The organism is Cytobacillus depressus, assembly GCF_008923245.1.
In the GTDB taxonomy this organism is placed as follows: Bacteria; Bacillota; Bacilli; order Bacillales; family Cytobacillaceae; genus Cytobacillus; species Cytobacillus depressus.
In genome coordinates, this window is sequence record NZ_WBOS01000021.1 from 21,747 (window position 1) to 34,724 (window position 12,978).

The following is a 12,978-nucleotide window of genomic DNA, read 5'->3' on the forward strand; positions in this document are numbered from 1 at the left end:
CACCCCTTCTAAGTACAGAGGTCGCCCTTTTAAAAGTGGGGGCCCCTAGGTATTATTTTTTATTTTGCTTCTTCATTTCATCTATTAAAATTGAGTATAACATGGATGCGACTTCTTGCGTATCATGACGAATGATGCCGTCTTTTAAGCTGATGATTTCTCCAGGAATCACTTCTAACCCCATCTCATGAAGCCGCTCAATATCAAAAATGACTGGCTGCGATTTCTCTTTATGATAACGGTCCCGAATTTCAGGCGGAATTTCTTCATTATTAACAAGAATGGTGTTAATGAAGGCACAGTTCATATGGTCATAGATTGCCTGAATATGATCTCCAGCTGAATAGTTATACGTTTCTCCAGCTTGTGTCATTAAATTGCATATATAAACCTTTTTCGCTTTCGCGCGGCAAACCTCCGCTCCCAATTTAGGAACGAGCAGATTTGGCAAAATGCTCGTATATAAACTTCCAGGCCCGATAATAATTAAGTCCGCTTTTCGAATAGCGGAAATCGTTTCGGGAAGCGATTTAATATGCTTGGGCGTCAAAAATACCTTTTTGATTTTTTTCCCCGAGTAAGGAATTTTGGATTCGCCGGAAACGACTGTCCCATCCTCCATTTCCGCATGCAAAACAACACTTTGATTCGCAGCTGGCAAAACCTTGCCTCGAACATTCAACACCTTGCTCATCTCTTGAATGGCATGAACAAAATTGCCTGTAATGGATGTCATGGCAGCAAGAATTAAATTACCGAGGGAGTGGCCCGCTAATTCATTTGAGGTCGTAAAACGGTGCTGAAACATCTCCTCTATGAGTGGCTCAACATCAGAAAGGGCAGCTAGTACGTTTCGAATGTCGCCAGGGGGAGGAATATGCAAATCATTTCTGAGCCGGCCTGAGCTTCCGCCATCATCAGCAACCGTCACAATGGCCGTAATATCAACAGGGTGTTTCTTTAATCCACGCAAAAGAACAGGCAGTCCTGTTCCTCCGCCGATGATGACAACTCTCGGCTGTCGATTCGTAGTCATTCTCCCTTTTCCTTTCTCTTTTGAATATCACGGTGCGTAATTCGTGTATGATAATCATTTTTGAAATAATTTGCAATATACTCTGTCAAGGCAACGGAACGATGCTGGCCGCCTGTACAGCCAATCGCAATGACAAGCTGTGCTTTTCCTTCCCGTTTATAATGGGGCAGCATAAAGGTGAGCAGCTCTGTTACCTTTTCGAGAAATTTAGTCGTCTCTGTCCATTTATGAACATAGGTGTATACTTCTTCGTCGAGCCCAGTTTTCGGGCGCATATGTTCAATATAATGAGGATTTGGCAAAAAGCGTACATCAAAAACGAGATCAGCGTCAATCGGGATGCCATGTTTAAAACCAAACGACATCACATTCACAGTAAACATCGTTGTTTTATTAATAGAGAATTCTGTTAAAATCTTTTCACGAAGCTCTCTAGGTTTTAGCTGTGTTGTATTGTAGATCAATTGCGCACGCCCTTTAAGCTCCTCCAAAAGCTCCCGCTCCAGCTTAATTCCCTCTAAAGGCAGTCCAGAAGGAGCAAGCGGGTGACATCTCCGTGTTTCTTTATATCTACGGACCAATGTCGAATCATCCGCATCTAAAAAAAGAATTTGCGGGGTAACCCATGAAGTTTCTGAAAGGTCATCGAGCGCATTAAATAAGTGTTCAAAAAATTCACGGCCACGTAAATCCATCACTAATGCGACCTTATTCATTTTATTCCCAGAATCCCTCATAAGTTCAAGAAATTTAGGGAGCAACGTCGGCGGCAGATTATCGACACAAAAAAAACCAAGATCCTCAAAGCTTTGGATGGCGACCGTTTTTCCCGCTCCCGACATCCCGGTAATAATGACGATTTGCGTTTCGTTCACAGCACCCGTACTCATAACTTTTTCCCCCTGACGCATTCAGTCTACTTAGCTTGGATCTAATCGATAGCTAATTAGCTCAAAATTTGGCGTATATGTGAAAGTACCATAAATAATCCCTTTGCCATGAATCATATAGTCGAGAATATGATAATCCCCCGCAGCCATCGGCAGGTTTTTAATTTCCTCAAAAGGATGCCAGTGGATTTTCCCTTCCTCTGACTCATCTAAATTTAAGCCGTCCGCATCCGTTGCGAAAAAGGTAAACATCATCCATTCAGAAAGAACCTTGTCTCCCTCTTTCATAATAAAGGTAAAAATCCCCTTTATATTCGGATTCCGTAAATAGATGCCTGTTTCCTCTCTGAATTCGCGGATGCAGGAGTCCCGAACAGATTCTCCCGGCTCCATCTTGCCGCCAGGAGCAACCCACCAGCCCCGTCTCGGCTTTTGCAATAACAACACTTGATTATCCTTAATTAAAACACAGTTGGTGACTCGCTGCATCATCTTCACCCCAATTATATACTCAATACTTTAGTCGGCATATGTCACTTCATTATACTATTTTTGTTATCTAGGAACAATAAAGTGAAACTTCCATTAGTAGAGTTTTCAAAGGATAACCATTTTTAATATTGTCTTAATTTAAAAAACAAACTCATATTCCACCCTAATAACCTACTAATGGTTAGTTGAACCAATCACGTTCAAAACGTCACTTCCTCCCAAAAGCCTTGCTTTTGGTCGTGCGATGTATCGCTACCGTAGTATTCCTTGTCCTGTGGCTTTTACCTGACTAGGACATCCTTTCCGTCGTCGGGCCTTTACGGGCAGTTGCCCCCACTAAAATTAATTTGAATAGTCAAACAAATAACATCAAGGGCTTACCGCCAGTTAATCTACGATTAATTGAAGCCTTCATCTTTTGGTAAAAAACTTCCGCCCCTCAATCCTTTTTCGCCAAAAAAAAGAGCACAGATCGAGTCTGTGCTTTAAAAGGATTATATCTTAAAAGGGGGTCAATTTCTATTTATATTTTACCCGATTATTATTTCACTTCTGTTACAGGAAAATTAAAACACAGTTACTTTTTGTTAAGATTTTCCTTGATGTTTTAAAAACGAAAATCCCCGCCGGTTTAGTTAATTTCAGTTTGAATGACCCCCTCCTCCGAAGCATTCACCAGAAATTGGCTTGGATTGCCGACACTGAATAGGTACAAGTAATGCATAGCTCTCGTGCAGGCGGTGTAGAACAATCTGCGCAAACTTTCATTTCCATACACTTGAACAGATGCGTCATAAATAATGACAGCATCGAATTCGATGCCTTTAGCCAAATACGCCGGTATGACGACAACACCTTGTTCATATTCTTTCGAACCGCTTTTCACAAGCTTGATTTCTTCGACACTGCTTAATGCCTCGAATGCAGCGGCACTTTCCTTAGCCGACTTGCATATGATAGCGATTGTATTATACTTCTGCTTCCGTAAGTCGGCGACTTTAGCAGCAATACTTCGATGTAGTTCAATACGATTGGATAATTGAGTCAGCATAGGCTTCTCGCCATCACGTTCAAAAGGAGTAATTCCTTTGCTTCCTGGCACTAGTTTGCGAGTAAATTCAACAATTGGTTTTGTGGATCTGTAGCTGCGGGTCAAGTTGATCGTATCCGTTTCATCTGGTCCATATAAGTCATTAAGTGTGTGGAAATCGACCATTTCGCTGGCATGAGCGAATATCGCTTGGTTAAAGTCACCGAGTACGGTCATTCTCGCTGAAGGAAACAAGCGTTTCAAAAACTCGAATTGAAAAGGAGAGTAATCTTGTGCTTCATCTACTAGCACATGTTTAATAGAAATATTCGTCTGAAAGCCTTGAATTAGCTCTTTCAAAAGTAAAAATGGAGTAGCGTCTTCGTAAAACAACTTGCCTTCATTTAGCATTTTCATAGTCAGCAGGCAAATATCCTCCCAATCTTCGGGTGCTTTACCTTCTATTTGCACTGAATCTGCGAAAAGCTGCTTGTAAATGCCTGTAAAGTCGATAAAGCGCAGTGCGCGAACCCATTTACGTAATGGTTTTAGCTTTTTGCGTACGATCATGCGCCCAAGGAGTCTTCTCTCTTGCTCATAATTAATCATGTCTTTAGTAAAACCTCGTTGTTTTTGCATGTGGGCATATACTTTTTGATAATCCTCATTGCTAAGCAGCTCGATTTCTTCCTGCACCCATTCTTTAGTCATTTCAAGTTTTTCAGTTTCATCAATTCGTTTAATTAGCCATTCTGTCAACTTCTCAATCCTATTGTGAAAGCGAAGTGACGTATCGCAGTTATAAAATCTTTCCGACATTTCTTGGGCGGAGATGAGCAGTTTTCCTCTGAATTTAATCCCTTTGAAAATCATACCCGATAACTCCAACGACTGTCTGTATGTTTTAATCGCATCAAAAAACCGGGTAGTAGTCTTGAAGCCAATACTTGCACTTCTTATTTGATAGGAAGGGTCATGCTCTGCAGTCAGCACAAATTCTAATTGATCGTAAGGATCCTCGATTTGAAACTCACCGCTCAATCGATGAACTAAATATTCCTGAAATGTGACCTGTTGCATATTCTCTTCTCCAAGTTCAGGCAACACCGTGGACACATAGCTGTTAAACATCGCGTTAGGGGAAAATAGAATAATCTGATCAGCTTTCAGCCTATCCCGATATTTGTAGAGTAAATAAGCAATCCGTTGCAAGGCGGCCGATGTCTTGCCGCTGCCCGCAGCACCGTGAACGATGAGCAGTCGTCCGCGGTCATGCCGGATAATCCGATTTTGCTCCTGTTGAATGGTCGCCACAATACTATGCAAATGTTTGTCTGTGCTTTTCCCAAGCACATGCTGCAGTATCTCGTCCCCGATCGTGAGACTCGTATCAAACAGCGATTCGATGGCACCGCCGCGGATAATGTATTGCCATTTTTGTTCCAGCGAACCGCGCACGACTCCACCAGGTGTGACGTACTCAGCCGGACCAGGAGGATAATCGTAGTAGATACTTGAAATAGGTGCTCTCCAGTCGTAAATCAGAAAGTTTTCGCCGCTTGGATCCGTGAGTGATGAAAGACCAATATAGATATTTTCTGCTGTTGAAGCTCCCTCATCGATAAAATCAATTCGTCCAAAATAGGGAGTTTCGTGCATACGACGCAGTATAGATAGCCGATTAAAAGAATGCTTATGTGTGAGCTGACTGACGGAAAGGGCTTGAGCCTGTTGTCTTAAGCCGATGATTGTCTCGAGATAATCGTCAAAAGTATCTGTGTTCACCTTCACATCATCCCAAAAGTGCTTACGAATATGAATCACTTCTTTTCGACGTTGCCCTGCTTCGTTCTCCAACTTGCCGATTTGATCTGTAATTGTCTCTATTACCCTATTCAATCGTTCTTGCTCCAGCCTAAGCTCATTGTCCATATACAGCACTCCTTTAAAAAAATGAAAATTAGTGTTGACATTATACGAGGGTATGTTGTATCATTATAATAGGGATATTATAATGATATTTTTAAAAATGCGTTTCTATACTAATTTAACATATTTTCACGTGCTTATCAATATACATAGGTTATTATTAATGAATAGAAATAAAGCCGCACTCCGATTTAGGTCAGAGTGCGGCTTTTCTGTTTATTTTTAAGCTTCAGCTTTTACTTGTAATTTTTCTCTCAATTCCTCGATATAATGCTGTGCGCTTTGTGCAGCGATGCTTCCATCACCTGTTGCTGTAACGATTTGGCGCAGCATTTTTTCGCGGATGTCACCAGCTGCAAAAATGCCTGGGACCTTCGTTTCCATTTTTTCATTTGTTTCGATATAGCCGTTTTCATTCGTAATGCCAAGATTTCCGAACGGCTTTGATAATGGCAGCATTCCGACATAAACGAATACGCCGTCGGTTTTGAATTCTTGCTCTTCACCCGTTTTCGTAGAAACAAGTGTAACGCTGCCGACTTTACCGTCTTTATCGTTTACTTCTTTAACAGTATTGCTCCAAATGAAGTCAATTTTCTCGTTATCAAATGCACGCTTCTGTAAAATCGCTTGTGCGCGTAGCTCGTCACGGCGATGGACGATTGTCACTTTTGAAGCAAAACGTGTTAAGTATACACCTTCTTCAACAGCTGAATCTCCGCCTCCAACAACAACAAGCTCTTTTCCTTTAAAGAAAGCACCGTCACAAACAGCGCAGTATGATACGCCGCGGCCGCCCAAGTCCTTCTCGCCTGGAACACCAAGCTTCTTATACTCTGCGCCTGTTGAAATAATCACTGCGCGAGCCTTATATTGCTTAGAGCCCGCAACAACTGTCTTGAACTCTTCCCCATCAATAATTTCTTTAATGTCACCATATGCATATTCGGCACCGAATTTTTTCGCATGGTCAAACATTTTTGTCGATAGCTCAGGTCCTAAAATATGGTCAAAACCAGGATAGTTTTCAACCTCTTCCGTGTTCGCCATTTGTCCGCCCGGAACGCCGCGTTCAATCATTAAAGTAGACAAATTAGCTCTCGATGTATAGACAGCGGCTGTCATTCCCGCTGGACCAGCCCCAACAATAATGACATCATAAATTTTTTCTTCAGACATGTTGCTTCACTCCTTCTATCTTCAGCTGTTTTTTAGAAAAACAGCAGCTCACAGCTCTGTAGTCTTGGCCATAATACACACATCCTTATTATGGCCTCCCTACATTTATCCTATAAAAATAAGTGAATAATGTCTAAGCAAATGCTCATAGAAAAGCGGAAGCGCCTGGAACAGGGGCGACAAGCACAAGACGAGCTTCTTGGAAAGGTGTTCTTTACCTTTCTGAGAAGTTTGGCTTGTGACCTCGAGCCCCTAGGCGCTGGAGCTAGACAAAGAAAAGCGGAAGCGCCTGGAACGATTTATTCAAAAGCTTTAACAACCTTGATATATTTTTGCAAGGTTGAGGAGGAAATGCCATATTTATTAGCGATTTGTTGTTGGGAAATGTCCCCGCCTCTTTGTTTAAGCCACACGTACTCGACGGCAGCTGCCCAGGCTGCTGTGTTTTTAAAAGCTTGATTTTGATTCATCGCTTCAACAAAAATCGTAAACCACATTAAATATAAGCCCGCTTCAACTGTGCCAATCGGTTGATAGCTTCCGTAAAGGAGAGCGGCAACTTCGTGAACGGGAACTGAATTTATGTTATTTTTCTTCCGCAGAAAAGCAATATAGTCCCTCTCAAGATGAGAAAACTTTGCATTTTGGTTCATTTCCTTTGCGGCGAGAATTTGCTCTTTCTCATCAGACATTGCCGTTAAGAAAAGGGCAAAAAGCCGCTCTTCAATGTGATCACTACTTAGTTTTTTTAGAATCAAAGAAAGATGGTTTTCAAATCCTTCGTGAGCCTCTTTTTCCTCGTTCCAAGGTTCAAACCCGGCTTTTTCGGGATTTAATACAAGCGTTTTTTCCCAGGCGGATTTTGCAATTTTTTCATGCCCTGTATAATAAGCAGCATAAGAAAGCCAATAATAAAAAGGAGCCCCATCACCATCAAAACCCTTTTTCTGCAGCTTTCTGAGCCACATAAAAGCAGCCTCATACTCACCAACTAACGCGAAAGTGGCACCAAGCTTAAATTGATGTTCAATCGATATAGGGTTGATTTTTTTGAGAACTTCTTTCAGCATTTTTACTTCCTTATAATCCCTCTCATAAAAGGCGAATACGAGCTTATTGCATAAGGCGTGCAAGTTACCGGGATTTTCTGTAAATACCTTTTCAAGAATTTCGCCTGCTTTTTGCGTTTCGCCAAGATAAAAATAGGCTAAGGCAAGATTATTATAAGCAGACCAATATTCCGGATACTCATCTATGACGGAATTGAGAAGCTCCACTGCTTTCGGAAAATGGCCGGACTCCAGCAGTTCTCTCGCCTGCTCCTGCTTCGTAATTAAATCATCCTGCTCATAAAGCTCTTCATCCATTTCTTCTGCTTCCATCGTCAGCAATTCAAGCAAATCGAGCGTTTCGTCGGCAAACTCCCCATCTTCATCTAATTCCATATATAAATTGGCGTGGTAATAAGCATCCTTAAAGAAGCCTAAATGGGCATAATTATTAGCAAGAAAATAGTGGCATTCCACCATTTCGGAATCTAGCTCGTCAATAATTTTCAGCAAAAGCTTGTTGGCTTGCTGATACTCTCCCATTTCCGAAAAAATCACAGCTAGTTGACAGACAATCATTGGCTCATCTGGCTCAAGCTGCACCGCGCGCTGTACATATTTTTTTGCTTTATATAAATCCCTTTTATGGTAAGCCTTTAAGCCTTTTGAAAAATAATACTCACCTGTCGGGTTAAATATTAGTAATTGTCCTTTTGTTTGTCTTGCTTTAGAGTCTTTGCTCATGAAATCCTCCACCTTCATATTAACTCAAGTAGTATATCATAGAAGCAAGCTGTTGGAGAAGGGATTGGAGAATATTACACGATTCCTATGGGTTCCTCTTTTTGGAATGGGTTTGTAATACATAGGGGGGATTTTTGGAGAGTTCGGGGAAAATCGGATGCTATGAAGACGTCATGGGACGCGTTTGGGACGGTGGACTCTGAAAACGAGTACCATGAAGCCGTCATGGGACGCATTTGGGACGCCGGACTCTGAAAACGTGGGCCATGAAGCCGTCATGGGACGCGTTTGGGATGATGGACTCTGAAAACGTGTGCCATGAAGCCGTCATGGGACGCGTTTGGGATGATAGACTCTGAAAACGTGGGCCATGAAGCCGTCATGGGACGCGTTTGGGACGGTGGACTCTGAAAACGAGTACCATGAAGCCGTCATGGGACGCATTTGGGATGATGGATTCTGAAAACGAGTACCATGAAGCGTAAATGTTCTTTATGACCATCATGGCAGACAATTTTTAAGATGACTTGAAAAAGCTGTGCGGTAAGTCAGGCAGTAAGGACTTTTCGCACAGCCCCGTTCTCTTCGAATAAAATAAATTGCCCCACCTTGGTCCGCATTATTTTAATAGGCGTGGTAGGTTCTGTTACATATAAAATAGTCAAGAAAAATTACAATATATCACTTAGTTATAACGAATACCCCGCCACAGTGAGATATCGGAAAAAACTCACAATGACAATCATTCTTTAATGATGTTTGGAGTTCATTAAAGACAAAATAATATTCATCATGATCCCAGTAATCTAAACTCTTATGGTGGCACTCATCAAGTTGTTCCCTTGTTTCAAACGAAATGTCGCCAATTAATATTTTTCCATCCTCTTTCAGAAGGGGGAGTAAGGATTTTATGAATGAGACTTTTTCTTCGTCTGTTAAATGGTGTAATGTATATGTACTTACGACGGATTCGTATTTATTATTTTGAATTTCAAGGGGGATTCCATTTGAAATATCCCATTCAATTAAATTGGCATTAGGCATTTTCTGTATAGCAATGGAAATCATTTTTGATGAAAAATCTAAGCCATCGATTGTATGGCCATTTTCATATAATTTACTTGTTAAAACTCCCGTCCCAAATCCTATATCTAAAACATTTGAGTTCTTTTTTTGCATCACTTCATTAAAGATTATGTTTAGTATTTGTTTGTATCCAGCAAAAGGGTAGAGATTGTTTTCTTCACTAACCTGAACGGCCTGATCATATTGGTCCGCCCATAAATTAAATCCTTGATTATTCAGCATGAATGCTCCTCCATGTTCAAAAAATTTACGAATCCAGATCTGTGATTTGGGAATATTTCATGTGGAGGGTTCTCCTAATCTGTTAACCTTACTGTTTCACTTTCATAAAATTAACTGCAATCTCCTTAATCGCCTCAACCGTTCTGTCAACATGCTCACCCGTTATCTCTCGATGTGTAACCAATCTAATTCTATTCAGGCTAGCAGAGGTCACCAATATACCGAACTGGTTTAATTGGTTAATAAATTCTTCAGAGCTCATTCCTAGTCCATCAATTGATAGCATAATAATATTACTTTCGACAGCATCAACATCTATCTCAATTCCGTCAATACGTGATAATCCTTGTGCAAGGGCTTTTGCGTGAAGATGATCTTCTTCCAGCCGATCGATCATTTCTTCTAATGCCACAATCCCCGCAGCACCAACAATCCCTACTTGGCGGGTTCCCCCACCTAACATTTTTCTCCACTTTCTAGCTTTTTCGATCGTTTCCTTTGGACCAACTAACATAGAACCCATTGGGGCACTTAATCCCTTTGATAAACAGAACTGCACAGTATCAGTATATTTTGCAATTTCTTTCGGATGGACGCCTAAACCAATTGCTGCATTGAATAATCTTGCTCCATCTAAATGGATTGGGATGCTATGCTGTCTAGAGAGACGATAAACCTCTTCCATATAGCTTAATGGCAATATCCGGCCGCCCGAAAGTGCATGGGTATTCTCTAAGCAGATCAAGCCTGTTCTTGGAAAATGAATATTGGTGTGGTCTCGGATGGATTGCTCAATTTCAGCGATCGGCATCTGTCCATTTATCCCTTTAATTGTCCTCGCTTGCACACCAGCAATAGTTGAGAGTCCGCCCGTTTCATAGTAAAAAATATGGGCATTCTCTTCAACGATCACTTCATCCCCACGTTTTGTATGGCTTAATACCGCTACTTGATTGCCCTGTGTTCCACTTGTCACAAATAAGGCCGCTTCTTTTCCTAAGACTTTCGCAGCTAGCTCCTCTAATTGATTAATTGTAGGATCTTCTCCATACACATCATCCCCAACCACTGCATCACGCATGGCATCTCTCATTTTTTGCGTCGGGGTTGTAACTGTATCACTTCTTAAATCTATTTTCATGGTGGTCCTCCCTCTAAATTTATCTAAACTTCCATATTTCAATACTAGCAAAATTCCGAATTATTTTGCATAATATTTTCAAAAGAGGGAAAATTGATTTTATTATTCTTTATGGTCATAACATCATTTATAGTTTTTTCCATTGCATAGGAGAACAGCGTAGATTATACTTATTATATTAAAATAATATTCCCATTCACCGATGGGGTAGAGGCTGCGGCTTATAAGAGTAAAGCGGACGAGATGTAATGAGATTGATAACTCCGCTTAAAAGGATAAGCTGCCGAAGTATGGATAAATCATTGTTTGTCTATGCTGGGGGAGTTTCCGAATAGGAACTTCACTGTCACGTATGAACGTGGAGAGCTATCTTCGGAAGGATTTAACGGACTTGTTAACAGCCGTCGATCTTTTTCGATGGCTGTTTTTTATTTTTTCGAGACAAAAGTTCGAACGGAATGCGGTTCTTTAACAAAGGGAGTGTAGAGATTTGTCAAATACATCATCATCGAACCCAACTCAATTGAGGAGAACACTGAAAGCTCGCCACCTGACAATGATTTCTCTCGGAGGATCAATCGGGACAGGCATATTTTTAGCAAGTGGCGGAGCCATTCATACAGCAGGGCCTGGTGGCGCTTTACTTGCCTATTTTGCAATCGCCATAATGGTCTATTTCCTCATGACAAGCCTTGCTGAAATGGCGGCATATATGCCAGTAGCTGGATCATTCAAAGTATATGCAACAAAATTCGTTGATCCCGCATTCGGCTTTGCCATTGGATGGAACTATTGGTATAACTGGGCCATTACGATTGCGGCTGAGCTCGCCGCCGTTGTATTGATTATGAAGTTCTGGTTTCCTGACAGTCCTTCATTTATTTGGAGCGGTATTGCCCTCTTGCTTATGTTCGGCTTCAATTATTTGTCGGTCAAAGGATTTGGTGAGGCAGAGTTCTGGTTTGCCCTTATTAAAATTATCACTGTTATCATCTTTATCATCACTGGATTTTTTATGATTTTTGGGATTATGAATGGTGAAGCAATTGGCCTGACAAATTTCACCATTGGAGATGCTCCATTTAGCGGCGGATTCTTTGCGATATTAGGGGTATTTATGGCGGCCGGCTTCTCTTTTCAAGGTACAGAATTACTTGGGGTTGCAGCTGGAGAAAGTGAAAATCCCGAAAAATCAATTCCAAAGGCGATTAACACCGTTTTTTGGCGAATTCTTCTGTTCTATATTTTTGCCATCTTTGTCATCGGAGCGATTATTCCTTATACAGATGAACGGTTATTAAGTGAAGCTGTATCTGTGAGTCCCTTCACACTCGTTTTTGAAAGGGCCGGACTCGCTTTCGCTGCTTCTGTTATGAATGCAGTAATTTTAACAGCCGTATTATCTGCTGGTAATTCCGGAATGTACGCCTCAACAAGAATGCTTTGGAATCTAGCACGAGAAGGGAATGCCCCCAAATTTTTAGGAAAGTTAAATAAAAGAGGCGTGCCCGTCAATGCATTAATTGTCACAGCCGTAATTGGCTCTTTTGCGTTTTTATCTACTTTCTTCGGGGATGGACAAGTGTATATTTGGCTATTAAACGCCTCTGGTATGGCTGGGTTTATCACGTGGCTTGGAATCGCCATCAGTCATTACCGTTTCCGCAGGGCTTATCTTGCTCAAGGCGGCGACCTCAATAAACTTCCATATCGGGCTAAATTATTTCCATTTGGTCCGTTATTCGCTTTAGTTCTATGTACGATTATTATTATCGGACAAAATTTTCAGGCCATTACCAATGGGCACATCGATTGGCAAGGTTTATTCGCTGCCTATATCGGGATCCCACTTTTCCTAATCGTTTGGCTCGGTTATAAAATGAAACACAAAACGAAGCTTGTTCCTTTGAAGGACTGTGATTTTGAAAAAATGGATAGCTAAAGTTTTAAGAGGAAGTTCAAAAAGTCCGGGAAAAATAGCTGTCGAATTTCTTCGTCAGCTTGCTGCTCCGCTCCTCACGTATTAAAAGCATACGCTCCGGTGCTCGCAGACTGCGCTTCCTCGAACTTCTCGGCTCTTTTTGTCCTCCTTTTTGAACACACACTTTAAGGTCGATTCATTGGATTTTTGAATGAATCGACCTTTTTTTTGCAAGAGCTATGTTTTTGATTGTCCCAAA

Annotated in this window: 9 protein-coding genes and 1 riboswitch; of the genes, 1 reads left to right on the plus strand and 8 read right to left on the minus strand. The window is 41.3% G+C overall.

The genetic code is table 11. From position 1 onward, the window contains the following. Positions 1-52 precede the first annotated feature (52 nt). From F7731_RS23240 to ltaE, 8 genes are all read right to left on the minus strand, one after another. The gene (locus F7731_RS23240) at positions 53-1,036 is read right to left on the minus strand and encodes a gluconeogenesis factor YvcK family protein (RefSeq protein WP_151537178.1); all 984 of its coding nucleotides are present in this window, start codon (positions 1,034-1,036) and stop codon (positions 53-55) included. Beyond that, positions 1,033-1,926, minus strand: a complete 894-nt coding sequence (rapZ, locus tag F7731_RS23245; RefSeq protein ID WP_151537179.1) for an RNase adapter RapZ — start codon at positions 1,924-1,926, stop codon at positions 1,033-1,035. Before rapZ ends, F7731_RS23240 begins: the two co-directional genes overlap by 4 nt. Before the next feature lie 30 nt (positions 1,927-1,956). After that, the gene (locus tag F7731_RS23250; protein ID WP_151537180.1) at positions 1,957-2,415 is read right to left on the minus strand and encodes an 8-oxo-dGTP diphosphatase; all 459 of its coding nucleotides are present in this window, start codon (positions 2,413-2,415) and stop codon (positions 1,957-1,959) included. A gap of 634 nt (positions 2,416-3,049) precedes the next feature. After that, positions 3,050-5,380 carry an RNA polymerase recycling motor HelD gene (helD, locus tag F7731_RS23255; protein ID WP_151537181.1) on the minus strand — a complete coding sequence of 777 codons (2,331 nt, stop codon included), beginning with the start codon at positions 5,378-5,380 and terminating at the stop codon, positions 3,050-3,052. A 219-nt stretch (positions 5,381-5,599) separates the two neighbouring features. Next, entirely contained in the window at positions 5,600-6,556 is a 957-nt protein-coding gene (trxB, locus tag F7731_RS23260; RefSeq protein ID WP_151537182.1) for a thioredoxin-disulfide reductase, read from the minus strand. A gap of 299 nt (positions 6,557-6,855) precedes the next feature. Next, positions 6,856-8,349, minus strand: a complete 1,494-nt coding sequence (locus F7731_RS23265; protein WP_151537183.1) for a tetratricopeptide repeat protein — start codon at positions 8,347-8,349, stop codon at positions 6,856-6,858. A 681-nt stretch (positions 8,350-9,030) separates the two neighbouring features. Next, entirely contained in the window at positions 9,031-9,657 is a 627-nt protein-coding gene (locus tag F7731_RS23270) for a methyltransferase domain-containing protein (RefSeq protein ID WP_151537184.1), read from the minus strand. An 88-nt stretch (positions 9,658-9,745) separates the two neighbouring features. After that, entirely contained in the window at positions 9,746-10,798 is a 1,053-nt protein-coding gene (gene ltaE, locus F7731_RS23275) for a low-specificity L-threonine aldolase (RefSeq protein ID WP_151537185.1), read from the minus strand. 200 nt (positions 10,799-10,998) lie between these two features. Then, positions 10,999-11,175, plus strand: a riboswitch (Lysine riboswitch). A gap of 113 nt (positions 11,176-11,288) precedes the next feature. Here ltaE and F7731_RS23280 point away from each other — a divergent pair. Beyond that, positions 11,289-12,740 (plus strand): amino acid permease, encoded by a 1,452-nt coding sequence (locus F7731_RS23280; protein WP_246197415.1) that lies wholly within the window; start codon positions 11,289-11,291, stop codon positions 12,738-12,740. Positions 12,741-12,978 lie beyond the last annotated feature (238 nt).